Annotated in this window: 21 protein-coding genes, 1 tRNA gene and 5 pseudogenes; 12 read left to right on the top strand and 15 right to left on the bottom strand. The window is 38.4% G+C overall.

Annotated features, from left to right (window positions below):
- Positions 1-30: 30 nt before the first annotated feature.
- Entirely contained in the window at positions 31-528 is a 498-nt protein-coding gene (locus HJG58_RS12100; protein ID WP_069036562.1) for a GNAT family N-acetyltransferase, read from the top strand.
- Positions 529-584: 56 nt separating this feature from the next.
- On the opposite strand, the gene guaA is transcribed toward HJG58_RS12100, so the two are convergent.
- Positions 585-2,153 carry a glutamine-hydrolyzing GMP synthase gene (guaA, locus tag HJG58_RS12095; RefSeq protein ID WP_170249054.1) on the bottom strand — a complete coding sequence of 523 codons (1,569 nt, stop codon included), beginning with the start codon at positions 2,151-2,153 and terminating at the stop codon, positions 585-587.
- 384 nt (positions 2,154-2,537) lie between these two features.
- On the opposite strand from guaA, the gene HJG58_RS12090 reads away from it, so the two are divergent.
- Positions 2,538-3,755: a DUF445 domain-containing protein gene (locus HJG58_RS12090; RefSeq protein WP_014208114.1), complete on the top strand. Its 1,218-nt coding sequence runs from the start codon at positions 2,538-2,540 to the stop codon at positions 3,753-3,755.
- Positions 3,756-3,818: 63 nt separating this feature from the next.
- Here HJG58_RS12090 and HJG58_RS12085 read toward each other — a convergent pair whose 3' ends face one another.
- Positions 3,819-4,256, bottom strand: a complete 438-nt coding sequence (locus tag HJG58_RS12085) for a DoxX family protein (RefSeq protein ID WP_002114126.1) — start codon at positions 4,254-4,256, stop codon at positions 3,819-3,821.
- Between the two features lie 194 nt (positions 4,257-4,450).
- Here HJG58_RS12085 and HJG58_RS12080 point away from each other — a divergent pair, with 194 nt between their 5' ends.
- A complete protein-coding gene (locus HJG58_RS12080; RefSeq protein WP_069036563.1) occupies positions 4,451-5,092 on the top strand; it encodes a DedA family protein in 642 nt (213 codons plus the stop codon).
- Positions 5,093-5,099: 7 nt separating this feature from the next.
- Here HJG58_RS12080 and HJG58_RS12075 read toward each other — a convergent pair whose 3' ends face one another.
- From HJG58_RS12075 to HJG58_RS12055, 5 genes are all read right to left on the bottom strand, one after another.
- Positions 5,100-5,690, bottom strand: a complete 591-nt coding sequence (locus tag HJG58_RS12075) for a LysE family translocator (RefSeq protein WP_170249053.1) — start codon at positions 5,688-5,690, stop codon at positions 5,100-5,102.
- Positions 5,691-5,904: 214 nt separating this feature from the next.
- Positions 5,905-6,291 carry a hypothetical protein gene (locus HJG58_RS12070; RefSeq protein WP_170249051.1) on the bottom strand — a complete coding sequence of 129 codons (387 nt, stop codon included), beginning with the start codon at positions 6,289-6,291 and terminating at the stop codon, positions 5,905-5,907.
- Between the two features lie 10 nt (positions 6,292-6,301).
- Complete coding sequence (locus HJG58_RS12065) at positions 6,302-7,144, bottom strand: ParA family protein (protein ID WP_005071966.1); 843 nt, start codon at positions 7,142-7,144, stop codon at positions 6,302-6,304.
- 76 nt (positions 7,145-7,220) lie between these two features.
- Positions 7,221-7,613 (bottom strand): SirB2 family protein, encoded by a 393-nt coding sequence (locus tag HJG58_RS12060; RefSeq protein ID WP_005071964.1) that lies wholly within the window; start codon positions 7,611-7,613, stop codon positions 7,221-7,223.
- An 11-nt stretch (positions 7,614-7,624) separates the two neighbouring features.
- On the bottom strand, positions 7,625-7,933 hold the full coding sequence (locus tag HJG58_RS12055; RefSeq protein WP_002114074.1) for a BolA family protein: 309 nt from the start codon (positions 7,931-7,933) through the stop codon (positions 7,625-7,627).
- 230 nt (positions 7,934-8,163) lie between these two features.
- On the opposite strand from HJG58_RS12055, the gene HJG58_RS12050 reads away from it, so the two are divergent.
- Positions 8,164-8,239 (top strand) — tRNA-Gly (locus tag HJG58_RS12050).
- 447 nt (positions 8,240-8,686) lie between these two features.
- On the opposite strand, the gene HJG58_RS12045 is transcribed toward HJG58_RS12050, so the two are convergent.
- Positions 8,687-8,896: a helix-turn-helix domain-containing protein gene (locus HJG58_RS12045; RefSeq protein WP_017396932.1), complete on the bottom strand. Its 210-nt coding sequence runs from the start codon at positions 8,894-8,896 to the stop codon at positions 8,687-8,689.
- Positions 8,897-9,006: 110 nt separating this feature from the next.
- Between HJG58_RS12045 and HJG58_RS12040 the strand changes: the two genes are divergently transcribed.
- From HJG58_RS12040 to HJG58_RS12005, 8 genes and pseudogenes are all read left to right on the top strand, one after another.
- Entirely contained in the window at positions 9,007-9,222 is a 216-nt protein-coding gene (locus HJG58_RS12040) for a hypothetical protein (RefSeq protein ID WP_004684369.1), read from the top strand.
- Positions 9,223-9,235: 13 nt separating this feature from the next.
- Positions 9,236-10,417 (top strand): Arm DNA-binding domain-containing protein, encoded by a 1,182-nt coding sequence (locus HJG58_RS12035; RefSeq protein ID WP_004684368.1) that lies wholly within the window; start codon positions 9,236-9,238, stop codon positions 10,415-10,417.
- A complete protein-coding gene (locus tag HJG58_RS12030) occupies positions 10,410-10,658 on the top strand; it encodes a hypothetical protein (RefSeq protein WP_004684367.1) in 249 nt (82 codons plus the stop codon). Before HJG58_RS12035 ends, HJG58_RS12030 begins: the two co-directional genes overlap by 8 nt.
- 69 nt (positions 10,659-10,727) lie before the next feature.
- Positions 10,728-11,306, top strand: coding sequence for a DUF1376 domain-containing protein (locus HJG58_RS12025; RefSeq protein WP_068550931.1), 579 nt, complete (start codon positions 10,728-10,730; stop codon positions 11,304-11,306).
- Between the two features lie 10 nt (positions 11,307-11,316).
- Positions 11,317-12,063, top strand: coding sequence for an ATP-binding protein (locus tag HJG58_RS12020; protein WP_068534509.1), 747 nt, complete (start codon positions 11,317-11,319; stop codon positions 12,061-12,063).
- Positions 12,064-12,258: 195 nt separating this feature from the next.
- Positions 12,259-12,959 (top strand): IS1 family transposase gene (locus HJG58_RS12015; protein WP_456263974.1). Its coding sequence is split into 2 segments (ribosomal slippage): positions 12,259-12,340 and positions 12,340-12,959, totalling 702 coding nucleotides; the frame shifts between segments, so codons are not numbered across the junction.
- A 28-nt stretch (positions 12,960-12,987) separates the two neighbouring features.
- Positions 12,988-13,491, top strand: a pseudogene (locus HJG58_RS12010) (IS4-like element ISAba33 family transposase); the annotation flags it as partial.
- A gap of 128 nt (positions 13,492-13,619) precedes the next feature.
- Positions 13,620-14,657, top strand: a complete 1,038-nt coding sequence (locus tag HJG58_RS12005; RefSeq protein ID WP_005249581.1) for a L,D-transpeptidase family protein — start codon at positions 13,620-13,622, stop codon at positions 14,655-14,657.
- A 33-nt stretch (positions 14,658-14,690) separates the two neighbouring features.
- Here the strand turns inward: HJG58_RS12005 and HJG58_RS12000 are convergent, their stop codons facing one another.
- The 7 genes and pseudogenes from HJG58_RS12000 to HJG58_RS11970 all read right to left on the bottom strand — a co-directional run bounded on the left by HJG58_RS12000 (position 14,691) and on the right by HJG58_RS11970 (position 19,601).
- Positions 14,691-15,056, bottom strand: a complete 366-nt coding sequence (locus HJG58_RS12000; RefSeq protein WP_017482446.1) for a hypothetical protein — start codon at positions 15,054-15,056, stop codon at positions 14,691-14,693.
- Between the two features lie 29 nt (positions 15,057-15,085).
- A complete protein-coding gene (locus HJG58_RS11995; RefSeq protein ID WP_017482445.1) occupies positions 15,086-15,994 on the bottom strand; it encodes a hypothetical protein in 909 nt (302 codons plus the stop codon).
- Between the two features lie 39 nt (positions 15,995-16,033).
- Positions 16,034-16,963: pseudogene (locus HJG58_RS11990) on the bottom strand (IS5-like element ISAba10 family transposase).
- 42 nt (positions 16,964-17,005) lie between these two features.
- A pseudogene (locus tag HJG58_RS11985) lies at positions 17,006-17,398 on the bottom strand (ATP-binding protein); the annotation flags it as partial.
- A pseudogene (gene istA, locus HJG58_RS11980) lies at positions 17,398-18,419 on the bottom strand (IS21 family transposase). The pseudogenes HJG58_RS11985 and istA, both read right to left, overlap by 1 nt.
- Positions 18,420-18,503: 84 nt before the next feature.
- Positions 18,504-18,869: pseudogene (locus HJG58_RS11975) on the bottom strand (helix-turn-helix domain-containing protein); the annotation flags it as partial.
- A gap of 30 nt (positions 18,870-18,899) precedes the next feature.
- Positions 18,900-19,601 (bottom strand): IS1 family transposase, encoded by a 702-nt coding sequence (locus tag HJG58_RS11970; protein WP_004282345.1) that lies wholly within the window; start codon positions 19,599-19,601, stop codon positions 18,900-18,902.
- Between the last annotated feature and the right edge of the window lie 166 nt (positions 19,602-19,767).

Below are 19,767 nucleotides of genomic sequence, written 5' to 3'. Positions count from 1 at the left end.
TGTTAATTTTTCTCTTTAATCATAAATAATATGCACTTGTGTTATTTAAGCGATTTAACATTAGCAGATGCCTCTAATTTAGTTAGACTTTATACAAATGATACGACTAGAAAGTATTTAGGCGGCCCATTGGAAGTATCTTTAGCTCAAACACGAGCACATGCTGATATTAATACTCCAAGTAAATTACCTATTTGGGCAATTCGATCTTCTACTAATCATAATTTTTTAGGAATTATATCTCTGGATACCCATCATGACGGCTCAGATATCGAAGTATCATATGAATTGCTGCCGGAATATATGGGATATGGATATGCAACTCAAGCACTTGAATTTGTTTTAAATTATTCATTTAATGAATTAAATCTTAAGAAAGTAATAGCCGAGACTCAAACACAGAACAAAGCATCTATCAAATTGCTAGAACGTGTTGGAATGATTTTTGGCAAATCAGTAGAACGTTTTGGTTCAAATCAAAGTATTTTTTTTATTACTAGTCACCAGTATATCGATAAACATAAATAATATTTTTATCAATAAACATAAAAAAAGGCAGGATTTAATCCTGCCTTTTCATTTGATTATTCCCACTCAATCGTTGCTGGTGGTTTAGATGACACGTCGTATACAACACGTGATACATCTTTAATTTCATTCATAATACGCGTTGAGATTTTATCAACCAATTCGTATGGTAAATGTGCAAAACGAGCTGTCATAAAGTCAACCGTTTCAACTGCACGAAGCGCAATTACCCATGCATAACGACGACCATCACCTACTACACCAACTGACTTAACAGGTTGGAATACGGCAAAAGCTTGAGCAGTTTTATCATACCAACCACTGTCACGAAGCTCTTGCATGAAGATGTCATCAGCAAGACGAAGAATATCTGCATATTCTTTTTTCACTTCACCCAAAATACGAACACCTAAACCAGGGCCTGGGAATGGATGACGGTAAATCATGCTATGTGGCAAGCCAAGTGTAGTACCTAATTTACGAACTTCGTCTTTGAACAAGTCGCGTAAAGGTTCTACCAATTCAAATGCTAAATCTTCTGGTAAACCACCCACGTTATGGTGTGATTTAATTACATGTGCTTTACCTTGTTTGCTTGCAGCAGATTCGATTACGTCTGGGTAAATCGTACCTTGTGCCAAGAATTTCACACCATCAAGTTTACGTGCTTCTTCAGCAAATACTTCAATAAACTCACGGCCAATGATTTTACGTTTTTTCTCTGGATCAACTTCACCAGCCAATGCAGTTAAGAAACGTTGTTCAGCATCTGCACGAATAACACGGATACCCATGTTTTCAGCAAACATTTGCATCACTTGATCGCCTTCGTTTAAGCGAAGTAAACCATTATCAACAAATACACATGTTAACTGGTCGCCAATTGCTTTATGTAAAAGAGCAGCAACGACAGATGAGTCAACACCACCAGAAAGGCCTAAAAGAACTTTTTCATTACCGATTTGTTCACGTAATTGTTCTACACGTAAATCAATAATGTGTTCAGGTGTCCAAAGACCACCACATCCACAAATTTTATGAACGAAGTTCGCAAGTAACTCTTCACCTTTTGCCGTGTGCGTTACTTCTGGGTGGAATTGCACGCCATAGAAACGACGTGCCTCATCACTTACAGCAGCAATTGGACAACTTGGTGTGCTTGCAGTAATCGTAAAGCCTTCTGGAATTTGGCTAACTTTATCGCCATGACTCATCCAAACATGAAGTTGGTTTTCACGGTCTTGTAAGTTACCAATCAGTTGGTCGCGTTTAACGATATCAACTTCGGCATAACCAAACTCATGCACAGTACCAGGCTCAACTTTACCGCCTAACTGTTCAGACATGGTTTGCAAGCCATAGCAAATACCCAATACTGGAACGCCTAACTCAAACACCACTTGTGGTGCACGAGGGCTGCCTTCTTCATGCACACTCTCAGGTCCACCTGACAAAATAATGCCATTTGGCTTAAAAGCACGAATGTCTTCTTCAGACATATCAAAAGCATACATTTCAGAGTAAACACCAGCTTCACGCACACGACGTGCAATGAGCTGACTATATTGAGAGCCGAAATCCAAAATCAGGATACGATCTTCAGTAATTTGAGTATTGGTAGTCATGACAAACCACTAATGGCAAAAGAATTAAGCGCGCCATTTTAACATTTTTCGCGCTTCGACGCACCGCAAATCATCATATATCTTATTTTTTTCATATCAGAATCATTTCTATAATTGAATTGTTTGATATAAATCAAAATTTACTTATATTTATCAACTGTATGGGTTACGCTTAAAAACTCCATGTGTATTGATAAATTCATCACATTCTATGCAACATCGTCTTGGATTTGATGTTAAGATGAGCCGATAAAACAGGCATTACCATGGAAAGGTAAATACCATAAGCGATATTTGTCTGTGCTTAAACAATTATCCATTTTTATGGCTTGTTGCCCCCTATCAAAATCAATAGAAATCTAAGGAACAACAATGCTTCAAACTATGATTGCAGATTTCCAGCAACATTTTTGGTTGTATGTCTCTATTCCTTTTATGAGTGGTTTAATTGGCTATATCACCAAGGTGGTTGCCATCCAGATGATGTTTTCACCACTTGAATTTAAAGGTATTAAACCATTTTTGGGTTGGCAAGGCATTGTGCCTCGCAAGGCCGAGAAAATGGCAACCATTGCTGTTGAACTCATGACAGCAAAGCTGATTAAACCTGAAGAAATTTTTGCACGCCTAGATCCTAAACGTATTGCCAAAGAAATAGAAAAACCTCTACTTGCAGCGGCTGAAGATATTACCCGTGACGTTGCTCAAGAGTATCAGCCCGGTTTATGGGAAGGCATGCCAGAATTTGCTCGCCAAAGACTCATCCGTCGTGTGCAATCCAAAGCACCCGAAATCGTTGAACACATCATGAGCGAAGTACAGCGTGATGTGAATCGATACTTTGATATTAAACATCTGGTTATCAGCAACTTGCTTAAAGATAAACGTTTACTCAACAATATTTTTAAACGTGTAGGGAAACAAGAATTTAAATTTTTCAGTAATGTGGGTTTCGTATTTGGCTTCGGTATCGGTGTGATTCAGATGCTGTGCTGGATTGTCACTCAAGGAAAATATCCTTGGATGCTACCTTTGTTTGGTGGTTTTGTGGGTTTCTTCAGTGACTGGATTGCACTGCAAATGATGTTTAGACCACTTTATCCTAAAAAGATATTGGGTTACACATGGCAAGGCCTGTTTATTAAACGTCAAAATGAAGTTGCAGCTGACTATGCAGCTTTAATTTCTAAACAGCTTTTAACTTCACGTCACATGATGGAAGAGTTATTTTCGGGTACACATTCAGCACGTGTTATTGATCTGGTTAACCGCCATGTCAAACAAGAAATTGATATGCAAGCTGGGGTTATTCGTCCGTTAGTTGTATATGCAATTGGCGGAGAAAAATATCAGAATATGAAATCACAAGTTGCTGAACGTATTATGCAACAGCTTCCAGAGACGATGAAATATGTAGAGTCTTATGCAGAAGATGCAATGAATATTCGTAGCACACTCATTGAACGTATGCAAAAATTAACACCTTCTGAATTTGAAGGGATGTTACGTCCTGCATTTAAAGAAGATGAGTGGGCCTTGATTGCAGTCGGCGCAGTTCTTGGTTTCGTGGTTGGGGAATTGCAAATCCAATTTATGCTTTAATTTTTAAATAAAGAAATAAAAAACCGGATGAATTGCTCATCCGGTTTTCTTTTGTCTTATATCTTATTTTTCGATTGCATGATCCAGACTAATACGGCCAGCACCATGAAGCATTAGGAAGAATAAACCACCTGCCATTGCTAAGTTTTTCATAAAATGGATGCCATTATTGTATTGTGCTGCTGCGTCAGCCCCACCTTGGTGGAACAAGAATGCAGTTAAAATACTAAAGATACCAAGACCAAAAGCTGCAAAGCGTGCTTGGAAACCAAATAACAAGGCTAAACCACCACCAAACTCAACCAAGATAACTAATGGAAGAATTCCACCTGGTACACCCATTGCTTCCATATATCCTGCAGTTGCTGCATAACCGGTAATTTTCCCCCAACCAGCAACAAGGAAGATATAAGCCATAAGAAGACGAGCAATAAGGCTAATAAAACTGTCCGCGCCTGATTGCGTTACGATATTTTTGACCACTACATTTGGATTAAACATTTTGCCACCTTTATTTAAATGCTTATTTATTGATGAGCTCATTCTAGGTTTGGGACATTGATAATTAAATACTCAAAATCCATATATATCGTTGCACAAACAGGATGATCAATTTGTATATTTTTGATGTTTTATACTGACTTTCTATAGGCTCACTGCTAGGATTTGAGCACGGTTTACCACTTAATCATCTCATGGAACTTCTTGATTTTATTCTACACGTTGATCAGCATCTCGCCGAGTTTATTACAAATTACGGGACGTGGATTTATGGCATTTTATTTTTAATTATCTTTGTCGAAACCGGTTTAGTGGTTATGCCGTTTTTACCGGGAGATAGTTTACTATTTGCAGCTGGTGCTTTAGCAGCATCTACAGGTGCGATGGATCCATGGTTATTGGGTGCTCTACTCTTCATTGCTGCCGTTTTAGGCGATACAGTGAACTACCATATTGGTCGTTTTATCGGGCCACGTGTATTTGAAATGAATTCACGATTCATTAATAAGCAGCATTTAATTAAAACTCAAGAATTCTTTGCTCGTCATGGTGGCAAAACAATTATTTTTGCTCGCTTTGTTCCATTTGCCCGTACTTTTGCCCCTTTTGTTGCGGGTGCTGGCAGCATGAACTATAAGTTTTTCCTAACTTATAATGTGATTGGCGCATTTTGTTGGGTCGCTTCTTTTGTTGCGTTGGGCTATCTATTTGGAAATATGCCAATCGTTAAAGACAACTTCACTCATCTTATTTTTGGCATCATTATTATTAGTGTTTTACCGGGTATCATCGGCTTTATACGTGAAAAACTAAAAAACCGAAAAACCAAGATTTGAGATTGGTTTAAAAGAAACGGAATACCACCGGAAGCATGCATAAAATGAGTAACATAGCCGATCCTTTATATAAATGATCGGCTTTTATTTTCTGTACTGGGCCCGTTAATAGTGCACGTCCAAAAATCATCCAGAAACTCGCAACAGGAATAAGAGTCAATGTAAAAACACCAAATACCATTAGACAATTTTCAGGCGAATTCCATGTTTCGGCAGGGAAAATACCTGCGGCAAAAAGTAAGGATTTCGGATTTTTTAAGGTTGAGAAGAATAATTGACGTGGGCGAATGTTACGGTGAGTTTGACTAAATTGTTGTAAATGGGTAGTTTTCCATAATCGGAATGCCATCCAGAACACATATGCCACACTTGTAATATGCAAAATGAGCAATAGCGCAGGCCAAACTGGAGCTGCCAAATGAATGAATACAGCCCAGAAGCTAATGCCATAAGCATAGCCTAACCATTCCATTGGAATAAGCCAAAAAGCTTTAGATAAACCTTGAGAATGAGCTGCGGTTGCAAGTAAAGCATTTGTCGGCCCCGGAATGAGCAAAACAGCCAACATTGCTAATACAAAAAACCAACTCTCAATCATAAAGTTTCCATAATATCCAAGATGGGGCCACCTTAAACGAAACAGGCAAAATATAGCAAGTTTATGAGGCTTCTTGATTACAGAAAATACAGAATTTTGGAAGCTTAAAAATTGATAAACCACTTATTTATATTAATTTTATTATGAAACATTTTGCTAAACTTTATTCATCACAACATGCCTTAGTTAGCATATTGTGATGCAAAGTTGACTATTAATTGGTCTTTTTACGAACAATAATTGGACAATTCTTAAACTGGGCAGCCTGAACAATTGCTTCTTGTTGGCCTAAAACACGTGAAAGTTCGGTATTTTTCGTTGAAGAAGACTGTCCCATATTTACAGAAATAGATGGACCGAATCCCCAACCACCTCGTCCCCAGCCACCACCGAGTCCAAGACCAACACCCATACCTGTACTTTTTGGAGTTTGCACGCCATTGTCGATATATTGCTGAATACGGTTATATTCACTTTGTAGCTGTTGGCAGCTCAAAGATTGATATTGTGTTGGAGACACATAAGTCGGTTTTACCGTTGTAGCACAAGCGCCAAGAAGTAAAGTGGCTGCCACTAAAGGCACAATATATAAGCCTTTCATCATTTTTCTCTTATCGTTTTGGCTCAATCTCACCAAACAATGTCTCATACGCTTGAGTCAATTTATGTTCGGGTGCCAAATGGGCCAAAGGTAAATTTTTCTGATGCGATTCTTTCATCAAAATTGAAGGCGGTAACATGCTATTGAGTACAGGCAACCCTTCATCTTTTAACTGCTGAACCACTTCCCGAGGTAATTTTGCTTGGGATTGGAATTGATTCACCACAATTCCTTCAATTTCCAAGCGATCATTATGATCATCTTGCGTTTCGAGAACATTTTCAATCAATGTTTGTAACGCACGCTTTGAAAAAACATCACAGTCGAAAGGAATAAGTACTTTATCTGCCGCAATCAGAGCAGAGAGAGTAAAAAAGTTAAATGCTGGTGGTGTGTCTATATAGATACGGTCATATCGTCCGACTAAGTTTTGAATCGAATCACGTAATTTATAAATTTTATGTTTACTTTCAAGCGCATGTTCAAGCGCGCCCAGTGTCGGACTTGCTGGAAGCACATCTAATTTTGCAAAAGGAGTTGAATGAACAAAACTGTCGAGATCTTTATTTCTTGGAGCTTTTAAAATTGAACCTAATGCATTACCGATTAGACCTTTTTGTTGATTGTTGCCCAACACATCATCAAAGAAATTTTCGATATTTGGCTCTAAAATTGATTTTTCAGCAGAATAGGTTGCTTCGTCACCTAAAAGATACTGACTAGAATTGGCTTGAGGATCAAGATCGATCACCAATGTTCTTAAGCCATGTTTGGCACTAATTGCAGCCAAATTTACAGTAATACTTGATTTCCCTACACCGCCTTTTTGGTTAAACACCACACGAGTTAACATGTTTCCCTCTGCATATTATTTTACTGTACGCAGTTTAACCTAGAGCTTAATCAAAAAGGCAAAGAATGTAGAACAATTAAGCAAAAACAGGTTTCACAATCACTAAGATAATAATAGCAATAAATGCAATCGCACTAATGACCAAACCTGCACGGCGCTGTGCCAATAAAAGAGTGTCATCTTTTTTAAAGGCTTTCATCAGGGAAGATAACAACACTAAAAATAGAATAATTTTAGCGTAAAACCACGGTTGTACTTGAAAGTCTTTCATGACTAACAAAATTGCACCCGTAATGAAAACTACGGTAAATGACAAATGTTGTAAGGCAACTAATACTTTACGCCCTGCTGGATTGGGTTGTTCACCTTGAACACCTATAAACAGAGTTGAAGCGCGTAAAACGAAGACCATAAGTGCGGCAGCCACCGCAGTCATATGAATAATTTTAGTGAGTAAATGTGCATCCATGAAATTAACCCTTAGCTTTTAGGTGCATGTGCACATTCTGGGCTAGCAGGTGCTTGACCTTGCCACTCACTTGGCAAATAAGCATGAATCGCTAAAGCATGAATTTGGCCCGGATTCATCAAATCAGAAGCTAAGGCGTATACTTTTTGATGACGTTGAACCAAACGCAATCCATTAAATTCGTCGCTCACTATAATCACTTTAAAATGAGATTCCTTACCTGGAAAATAACCACCGTGCCCGGCAGACTCATTGATCACTTCCAAATGGCTAGGTGCAAGTGTTTGTAACCGTTCAATCAACTGTTGTTCAAGGCTCATAGCTTTTCCTTTTACGATTATTCGTATATTTGAACCTAGTATACCTTGTCTACACACAAACAAAAGTTGCTCTTGTATGCTTTGACTTCAAACAAAATGTCTATTTATTCGGCAACTTAACAATAGAAATACCACTAAATGCTCATTTCTGTTTTTATTTTATGCAATCAGCATAATTATTTGCATAAAGTTGTTGACCCTTGTTTTGCTTAATGTATTATAAGCGGCACGCGGGAATAGCTCAGTTGGTAGAGCATAACCTTGCCAAGGTTGGGGTCGCGAGTTCGAGTCTCGTTTCCCGCTCCAAATTCAGAAAGCCCTCATCGAAAGATGGGGGCTTTTTTATTGTTGATTTTATTAGATTTTTTAAAACAAGAAAGATTTTTAGACTGCTTTCAAATAACGTCTATCCCAACGTCTTCAATTTGCAGGTGACCATAAGTGACCAAAAAGTGCCTTCAATAAATCAAAAAGATAAGAACCCCTTTCTAAAACTGCTTAAAAAATTATTCCATCGAAAATTTCTATGTCATTAGACTTCTATTATTTTCAATTCAATATTTTTACAAGATCAAATAGGATCGTGACCAAATTTGGTCACGCAATAAAAATATCGACAAATACTAATCATTTCTAGTTTCAAAAACTCTGCCCAAAGAGCCAGATTTAACGACTGTTCTCACAATTAAAAATACTTCAAAAAAGGAAGGTGACCAAATTTGGTCACCTTATTTTTATTAATATTTCATTAACTTAGTCTTCATCAGCTTGTAATTTTAGAAGCTCCCCTACTTCTACATTTAGCAATAAGCAGAGCTTTTCAATAGTTTCAAAATCAATACGCGTCGATTGACCATTATAGAGTTTATGCAGAGTAGTTTTACTCATCCCTGTTTCACGCGCAACATCCGCAACCTTCATTCTGCGCTCAGCTAATAAGACTGGTAAATTGCAAACTATCATTAATTACCACCATTGTGTAATAAAGTACTTGCATGATGTATTAAATGCTTATAGTATTGCATTGTGATCTTAAATAACATCATTGTGATACTTTTTAAAAGGATATACATATGAACTTCACGTATCTTACTACAAAAGAACTGTCGGAACGAATTCATTACAACGAGCGTACTATCCGAAATCAACTCAAAGATAGTGTTTTACTCGAAGGCGTTCATTACATTCGCCCATTTGGTGGACGCAAAATTCTTTTTGTTTGGGAACGTATTGAGGAAGACATGACTAAAACCTCGTTCGGTTCTCTACATAGCCTACAACTACAATAGGAGTTTCAAGCCAATGGCTTCAATCCGTACTAGATACGGCAAGCTTACAATCGATTTTCGGTACTTAAATAAGCGTTGCCGTGAAACAACTGCAATGGAGGACACACCTAACAATCGCAAAAAACTTGAAAAAGCGATTGAACGTATGGAAGCTGAAATGCTCTTAGGTGTATTTGATTATGCAAAATATTTTCCCAAAAGTGCTCGACTGGCAGAAATTAAAGCTGCTGAAAACCAAATCAATGCAGTGAGTTCTAAAGCACCTGTTTTTTCTAAGTACTGTGAAATATGGGTTGCTGATAAAGAAATAGAATGGCGTAGCAGCTACGCAGAAAAAATTAGGATTGTTATTCGAAAATATTTAACTCCATATTTCGGAACAATTTCTGTTATTAACATCAAAAAGTCAGACATCCTTGGATTCCGTTCATCCCTCGCCAAAGTGACATACGGAAATAACCAAGAATGCCTTTCACCATCACGAATCAACCAGATTATGACAGTACTTCGTATGATACTAGATAGCGCATCCGAACGATATGATTTTGATAGCCCTTACAAAAACATAAAAAGTTTGAAAGAAGGTCGGATTGAAGTCACGCCTTTCTCTCTTGAAGAAGTTCAGCGAATTATTACATCTGTTCGTGACGACTTTAAACCTTATTACACCATCCGCTTTTTTACGGGTATGCGCACCAGTGAAATCGATGGCCTTCAATGGAAAAATATCGACTTGCAACGTCGTGAGATCCATATCCGTGAAGCGTTAGTGAATGGTGTTCTTGGTGGAACCAAAACGTATGGTTCTGACCGCACGATCCAGATGAATGACCGGGTGTACCAAGCCTTTCTGCAACAGAAAAGCCTCAACAACGGAAAATCGGACTTCGTCTTCTGCAACCGTGATGGTGGTCCTCTAGACTACCGTTTAGTTAATAAGCGTGTATGGCACCCTATCCTGCGTTTTTTAGGATTAACGCCTCGTCGTGCTTATCAAACACGTCACACAGCTGCCACACTTTGGTTATCTGCGGGTGAAAATCCTGAATGGATTGCACGTCAGCTAGGTCATTCGACCACTGAAATGCTGTTCCGTGTTTACAGCCGCTATATTCCCAATGTTACGCGTCGCGATGGCAGTGCATTTGAAGCCATGCTGGAAAGACTAAATACAGAGGAGCTTGCACATGAATAGTAAAGCTTTCTTTGGTGGTGTAGTCGTTAGCCCAGAAGCAGATATGGTCGCGCGTGAACTCATTCATGAGTTACACATTCCCAAACTGCACAATCTGGCCTTTTTGCTGGAAATCAATAAATGCTTCGATGATCACCAGGCGTTGAGACTTTGGCTACAGCGAATGCTGGATGATGGACAAGCCCATTACGACGACCTGGCCCAACAGGCTCGCCTCCGGTTAATGAGCTTAGCTCCCTGATCTAATAAATATACAAGGTCGTCCAATCGATGACCTTAGCCCCTCTATACCTATAAAAAAGGTGAACACATGCATAAAGATATTTCAATTTGGATGCCACTCTATATTGGCGACTTACAGGCAAAATTTGCACGAATGACTGCAGAGCAAATCGGTGCATCACTGCTGTTAATGATGGATTTCTGGAAAAATGGAACTATTCCTCATGATTTAGCAACGGTATGCAGCATCACGAAATTACCGCAGCATACCAAGGCTAAAACTTTGTTGAATACGCTGACAGCATTGGAATTATTTGAAGTCGAATCTGAACAAATTCTTTCAAGTTTTTTAACCAGTTTAAAAAACCAAGCATTGCAAAATCAACAGATGAAATCTGATAAAGCTAAAAATGCAGCTCAAGCACGCTGGAATAAATCTGCAAGTAATGCTCAAGCATCAACTATGCAACGAAAAGTAAATGCTCAAGCAGCTCTAGAGAAGAGCCTGAGTATTACTCAAGTCATGCTTGAACCATGCCCTTCATCTTCATCTTCATCTTCATCTTCATCTTCATCTTCATCTTCATCTTCATCTTCATCTTCATCTTCATCTTCAAATTTTGAAGAAAAAAATGAGGATTTTTTAGAAAATTCAAAGTGGATTTAGGAGATCAGTCATGAATACCATGCTTAAAACACTCCAGTTTCACTCAGAAACAACGGAAACACTCTGTCCTACCCATCATACACCCCTGATGGAAATCGCAGGTCACAGGCTCTGTAAATTGTGTGCCAAAGAAACCGTGCATCACTCACATGCAGCCTATGAGGATGAACTGCAACAGCGATTGCTACAACAGAAAATTAAAAATTCAGGGCTCAATAAACGCTACCTGGATAGTGGCTTCAAGAATTATGTAGTTGCATGCCCTGCACAAGACAATATCATCAAGCTATGTCAGGCATTTGCACAGCAAATTATTTCTGACCACAACCCGAACATGTTGATGATTGGTACACCGGGTACAGGTAAAACCCATCTGAGTGCATCAATTATTCGCAACATTCTGCATAACAGTACAAAATCTGCACGCTACTATACCAGTGCAGAAATTGCTCAAAAAATGATGGATACTTGGTCAGATACTTCACGCTCTGAGAAAGAAGTCATCGACCATTTCTCCAGTTTTGATTTATTAGTGATTGATGAATATGGCCTGCATGACCGGCATGAAAAACGCCTGGAGATGGTACATAAGGTTTTGTATAGTCGTTATGACAACATGAAATCTACCCTTCTGATTTCCAATTTCACAGTCCAAAATATGCAGCGAGATTTAGGTATCCGATTATGGTCACGATTACATGAAAACAATTTGATTGTAGTACCGTGTTATTGGGATGATCAGCGGATAACCAAATAATACGACTCTTTACTTAAGCCAATTATCTCGCTGAAATAATTGGCTTTTATAATTAGATTTTTCAAAATTGCATTAATTGCATATTCTTATTAAATGGACAGATATTCTTATTTGAAGCTAAACACCCGTTCTTATTTGGTGGTGTTTCAAAAAGTATGCTGAAAAAAACAATATGGCTTTTGATAAAATAGAGGTATGAAAATAACGCTACAAATCAAATGTCCTACCTGTCTAAGTAACAATATAAAGAGAAATGGCATCAAAGTAGATGGAAATAAAACCATCAATGCAAAGATTGCAAACGTCAGTTTATTGGTGCTCATGCATTAAGCTATCAAGGGTGTAACTCAGGTATTACCGGCAAGATATTACATTTAATGATCAGAGGAAGCGGTGTAAGAGATATTGCTGAAGTCGAGCGTATCAGCATTGGCAAGGTATTACGAACCTTAAGTGAATCGATCTATCAGATTCAGCCTAAACAAAGCCACTACGAATGTCTTGAAGTCGATGAACTTTGGACTTTTGTAGGGAATAAGAAAAATAAACAATGGCTTATTTATGCCTACCATCGAGAATCTGGAGAAATTGTTGCTTATGTTTGGGGTAAGCGGGATTTAGCAACGGTTCAACGTCTTAAAGCTAGACTTAAAAAGCTTGGGGTTCAATATGCTCGAATTGCGAGTGATCATTGGGATAGTTTTATTACAGCATTTCAATGTTGCAAGCAAGTGATCGGTAAGTTTTTTACCGTCGGTATTGAAGGTAACAATTGTAGAATTCGTCATCGAATCAGGCGTGGATTTAGGAGAAGTTGCAACTTTTCTAAAAAGCTCGAAAATCATTTTAAAGCCTTTGATTTGACTTTCTTTTACCTTAATAACGGATTTGTTTAACGCCAGCATACTTTTTGAAACACCACCTAGTGATTTATTTCGTCATCTTCAAGTTGGTCAAACTGAATGTCGTAAACGACGTATTTGGGTTGGTCGAGTGAAACTGTATATTAGTGCGCTACGATTAGAAGATGGAGAACTTTTACTTGTTGTTTCTCCTATGTTGAATGCTTCAGCTATTCGTGATTATGCATTACGCTGGGAAATCGAAACCTTATTTAGTTGTCTCAAAGGACGTGGATTCAATCTTGAAAATACTCGTTTAACAGACCCTAGACGAGTCAAGAAATTGATAGCAGTGCTAGCTATCGGTTTCTGTTGGTGCTATTTAACAGGTGAATGGCAACATGATCGAAAAAAAGCGATAAAAATAAAGAAGCATGGACGACTTTCAGTAAGTTTATTTCGCTACGGTTTGGACCATGTTCAAATGGCTATTCTACGTTTGATTGGTTTTGGGAAAAAAGAAGAATTTAAGAAAGTGCTAGCAATTTTAAGAAAGAAAAAGCCTGATAGGACAAGGGCCCTATGAAATTTGTCGTGTACAGAGTTAAAATTGTTACAAAGCCGCATTTTATATACATTTTTAAATTATCAACTTTATTTAAAATATGAGTGCAGTTATTTTGATCAATAAAATTAGTTTGGGGGTTAGTCGTTATGTTGAGTCGCTTTTTAGTTATTTGCCTGAGTAGTATGTATATTTTTTCGACTTATACTCTTGCAGCTGAACCACAAAAATCACTTCCTCCTACCACTAACAATCTAAACAATTTAGCACTGTTAAACCAAGCCGACACATGGTCTTTAGATAATCTAAATAAAGCGGAGTGGTCGGACAATCTTGAAAAAGGCTATCTTCCTGTTTACGCAAAGTTACAAGTGCTGTTGAGTCGCCATTACTCATCCTCAGGTGCAATTGATGGCATATTGGGCCTAAATACTGTGAAAGCCATTTCCGCTTTTCAGATTATGAAGGGTTTAAGTGGTGACGGAATCTTAGACGCAAATACTTGGCAGCTTTTAAATGAAGATACAACTCAACCGACGTTTATTAAGTACACCATTACCACACAAGACTTAAAAGTTCCTTATGCTCAATCGATCCCTGTAGATTATGCTGAACAATCAAGAATGAAGGGCTTGTATTACACTCGTGTGACCGAAATGCTCGGTGAAAAATTCCATATGGATGAATTGTTTCTACAAAAAATTAATTCAGGCGCAAATTTTAATAAAGTCGGTGAAAAGATTATTGTCGCAAATGTAATAAATGTTTTGCCAAATAATGTGCAAAGCATTATTGCACACAAAGGTTCTAAACAATTATATTTGCTTAATCGACAAAATAAGATCATTGCATCTTTTCCTGCAACGATCGGGAGCGAAGATAATCCCTCACCCACTGGCACGCATGCCATCGGCAGTATCGTGTTCAATCCACATTATAGTTATAACCCTAAGAATTTTATTCAAGGCAAAAATCTTAAGCCCTTAAGCCTCCCCCCAGGACCCAACAACCCTGTAGGAAATATTTGGATTGGTTTATCTCGACCTTCTTTTGGGATTCATGGTACGCCAAATCCCGCCTTAATTTCTAAAACAGCATCGCATGGTTGTATCCGATTGACTAATTGGGATGCTAATAACTTAGCTAAAGTCCTCCATAAGGGGTTAACTGTAATTTTCTTGGAATGAAAAAATTTACCTCGCTATTTGAAAAATCAAAATTTAGCAATCAAGCGCTTGCGTTCTCAAGCTCAATTCCTCTTGTCTCTTCCCACAAAGCCAAGATTTCGCTAGGCGTATACTTTTCCCACTTTTCATAGTTGCCAATAATTGGGCACTAACAAACAGCTCAATCTCGGAATACGTCCAATTTCCAGGAAGATTCCTCGGATACTTAGGTTTTTCATCTTTATGGTCTAAATAATCTAAATAAGTCGATATTTTCTTAGCAAAAACAGTATCTTTAATAAACCTAGCGTTTTCATCACCCGATAGCTCTAAGGTGCGTAACCGATCACCTACAAATTTCGACTGATACCAAAACAAGCTCAAAATATGCTGTAAATCATATTTAAGAAGCATCCGCATTAAATCCAATTCCAAAGCATTATTTTTCTTTACAGGGATTTTTTGTATTGGCGAACAAAATCAAGCAAGGCATACACTTCATTTAATCTTTTATTTTTTATATATTTTTCAATTTCCTTGAAGTCTTTGATATAAACTTTTGAACCCATAATTTCCTCATACAGCCCAAAGGTCCACTGCTCTAGGTAATCGTAGCATTCAGGAATCACAAGATTTATGTCTGCCTTAAAATTTAAGGCTAAGTAAGTTTGAATTTCATGCGTTATATTTTCATTCAAATATTGTCTACAATCTGAATGTAGCTGGCGCAAATCAGCTTGTTTTTGTATAAATTCGTCAAATTCATTTGTTTTAAAAAGATAGCCTTTTTCAAATATTCTTTTTACAAGATCACCAGCACCATTGGCTTCAAGTTCAACAAATGAACGCCACTCATGTTGTGGCAAAACATTGTCTGTGCCAATCTTAATTTTGCTGAGCATAACATACAGAACTATTTTTTCTAAGTAACTGAGCTGCTGCTTCGGTGAATCTATTGGCTCATCTGACAATGTTGGAATACACAATTTAAACTCATTGAGATATTTGTTCATGTAATTTTGTACAGAGCGTCTACGGCAGTCATAGCATTCTAATTCTCTCTTGTAATTCTTCCAATCTTTAAAGCCTATGTCTTTACGTATAAAAATTTCATAATCGAAATAGCACTTTTTGCAGTTTTTTATTCCCGTATATTTTAAATGTCCACTGTGTTTAACGATTCTTTCCAATTTTGCAGATGAACTAATATCATATTTTTCCACTAATTTTTTTACAGAATAAGTGAACTGGTGCTTTTCAATTTCATTAAATTGCCAATAGTCTTGTAATAATTCTAAATTAAAATCTTCATATTCAGGATTCATCACAAGTTCATATTGTCCTTGGCTTTGTTGCACAAATAGACGAAAGGTAGAGTTGTTCTAATCTTCAGATATTTATGCAACAGCCACCGTTTTAGCTGTACCAAGTTGAGTAAATTTATTCAAAATATCGACTCTTATTTGCAAGTCAACCACCTGACGATTAAAGCATCGACTAGATACACCTTGTCCAAGTCGTTTCAAGGCAAACATTTTAGCCTCTATTCGGGATCGTCGATGATAACCAATATCTCGTTTCCACTGCTTTTGACCCCTGTCCCAACAGCCTTGTACTGCATGATTCCTTGCTTTACCAATTTCATTTTCTGCCCATAAAGCAGCATTGGAACGAGGAGGGATAATTACATTTGCTTGCCGTTTCAAAATCGCATCATAACAATTCACTGTGTCATAAGCACCATCAGCCGTGACAGATGCAATGGGTTCATCAATTTGATCTAAAAGAGGTTGGAGCATTTCAGCATCACCATATTGGCAGGTCGTGACTTCAACCGCTTGTATTTCTCCACTGTTTGCATCTGTCGCAAGATGTAATTTCAGCCATTGACGATGTTGGTTTACGCCATGTTTTTTACGCACCCATTCCCCATCACCTGTAACTTTGATCCCTGTGCTATCAACTAAAATATGCAAGTCTTCCTGTGGATTTTTTGCTGATTTATGTAGAAGTGGCTGGAGCTTATCTGCTCGCCGACTCAATGTTGAGAAGTCTGGAACATTCCAGTCGAGGTGAGCCATTTGAAAAAGGCTTTGAATGAAACCTTGTGTTTGGCGTAAAGCCAGTTGGAACAGGTTTCGTATCGTCAGGGCAAATTGAATTGCTATATCAGTCTAGATAGGTTGACATCCTTTTTTTCCAGTAGGTGTTGCAGACCATTGCATTTGGGGATCAAACCAAATGGTGAAAGCACCCCGTTGACGTAAAGCCTGATTGTACTCAGACCAGTTCGTTGTTTTGTATCGGCTTTTTGATTCTGTATTCATCTAACATGTATGGGGATGAAATTTATTTATGCAACAAAGACTTTTGACATTGTTCATGATGGCCTTATAGCCTAATGCCATGGATAAATGCGTTTTCCCTACACCACTAGCACCAAGAAACACCACATTTTCTGCTCTCGAGATAAAGCTCAGGTTGAACAACCCGACCATCTGGGATTTCGGAGCACCTAGTGCATAATTAAAATCGTAACCTTCCAGCGTTTTCACTTGAGGCAGGCCTGAGAGTTTCATCAGGACCTGCTGGCTGCGCTGTTGCCTAGCAGCATATTCATGCATCAGCATGGCTTCAACAAAGTCGGCATAACTTCTATCCTGACCTAATGTTTGTTGCGCATGATGAGACTATTGTGACGCAATTGTATGTAGACTGAGCTTTTGGCAAAGCTGCTCTATACGTTCGTATTGCAGATTCATCAAGAAACCCCTAGCAACTGGTCATATACCGATAACGGATGCTGCAAACTCTCGTAGGGCATGACATGCTGTGCTGTTGCAACAGGTACAGTGCCAGAACCTGTATCTGATTGCGGTAATGGCGTAAATTTTTGCTGCTCCTGTTGTAGTCGAACAGCCGGTTTTTCTTGCATGGTGGCATGAATCCGCTGATTGGCGGTTTCATGCAGTCACCAGCCAATGTGGGCATTGGCGATATCAACATCTAACAGTAAACCCGAAGTCTTCAGGCTTGCTTTCAATGGCACAATAAAGCTTGATTTGAGGTATCCATTAAAGCGTTCAACTTTGCCTTTGGTCTGTGCGCGGTAGGGCTTACATACGCGAGGACGAAAGCTGTACTTCTTGGCACAGTCGAGCAGTTTGGTGTTCCATTTATGCTGCCCCTCCTGATAGGCATCCCGTTCAATCATGATCGTTTTAGCGTTATTAAACAGGATTTCTTGAGGTACTACTGCAAAGAACTGAAATGCATTTTCTAGACCATCGATCCATACATCCGTACGTTCATGATCATAAAATTTCACGAAAGTCGCTCTGGAATACCCTAATGTTGCAACAAAGGCTTTTAAAGTCGTGTTGTTGCGTCGAATCGTGGTGAAATCCACCTGTATTTGTTGGCCAGGTTGGGTTTCAAAACGAATGACTGGTTTTCCAGTTTGGCAACTGGTTTTAATGTTGCAAGATATTCCCTCAAGATCCTGATCTTTCCTGGATATCCCAACCCTAAAATTTCCTGATAGAGCACAGCGGCAGGAATCCATTCAGGATGTGCTGCATTTACACGTTGGAGTAAATAGGGTTTATATGGATTAAGAATACTTGTTCTAGGTTGTGTACGCCGATACTGAGGTGTTTCCTTCTGCCGTAAATATTTACGCACGGTATTTCGAGACACCCTCAGTTCACGACTAATGGCTTTAATAGATTTACCCTGTTGATGAAGAATTTGTATTGTCACTGCTTGCTCCAAAGTTAACATGTTGAGCAGTCCAAAATGACCGCTATATTAACCAAGGGGGTCAGTTTTTAAATGCCGTTAGGGGGTCATTTTTACACTGTCGCTAACAGCAGCAATCTGATGATCATTTAATTCGATACCATCCTGTGCCACTTTAGCTGCGAGTGCTTTCAAACGCTTCTTAAAGTTCTCTAAATCATAGCGTAACCAAATAGAGCGAACACCGCTACCTGAAACAAATACACCCTTCTTGCGTAATTCGTTACTAGTACGATGCTGCCCATAAGCTGGATACTGAGTTGCGAAATCAATGACTGCTAGTTCTGTAGCATCATCTACACGATTTTTTAGATTAGGTACTCGACGGGATTTATTGATCAATGCATCCATGTCACCAGACTGTACTAGCTCCTGATAGCGATGAAAAGTATCTCTAGAGACACCCATCACTTTGCATGCTCTAGAAACATTTTGGGTGGTGTCTCAAAAAGTATGCTGGCGTTAAACAAATCCGTTATTAAGGTAAAAGAAAGTCAAATCAAAGGCTTTAAAATGATTTTCGAGCTTTTTAGAAAAGTTGCAACTTCTCCTAAATCCACGCCTGATTCGATGACGAATTCTACAATTGTTACCTTCAATACCGACGGTAAAAAACTTACCGATCACTTGCTTGCAACATTGAAATGCTGTAATAAAACTATCCCAATGATCACTCGCAATTCGAGCATATTGAACCCCAAGCTTTTTAAGTCTAGCTTTAAGACGTTGAACCGTTGCTAAATCCCGCTTACCCCAAACATAAGCAACAATTTCTCCAGATTCTCGATGGTAGGCATAAATAAGCCATTGTTTATTTTTCTTATTCCCTACAAAAGTCCAAAGTTCATCGACTTCAAGACATTCGTAGTGGCTTTGTTTAGGCTGAATCTGATAGATCGATTCACTTAAGGTTCGTAATACCTTGCCAATGCTGATACGCTCGACTTCAGCAATATCTCTTACACCGCTTCCTCTGACCATTAAATGTAATATCTTGCCGGTAATACCTGAGTTACATCCTTGATAGCTTAATGCATGATCACCAATAAACTGACGTTTGCAATCTTTGCATTGATGGTTTTGTTTCCCATCTACTTTGATGCCATTTCTCTTTATATTGTTACTTAGACAGGTAGGACATTTGATTTGTAGCGTTATTTTCATACCTCTATTTTATCAAAAGCCATATTGTTTTTTTCAGCATACTTTTTGAAACACCACCCCAAGTTGGGTGGTGTTTCAAAAAGTATGCTGGCGTTAAACAAATCCGTTATTAAGGTGGCTTTGTTGCACAAAGATTTGAAATGCAAAGCGCCCCTAATTGAGCCAA

Origin of the sequence: Acinetobacter geminorum (genome assembly GCF_013009345.1) — a bacterium.
In the GTDB taxonomy this organism is placed as follows: Bacteria; Pseudomonadota; Gammaproteobacteria; order Pseudomonadales; family Moraxellaceae; genus Acinetobacter; species Acinetobacter geminorum.
This window is presented reverse-complemented; position numbering and strand designations above follow the sequence as displayed.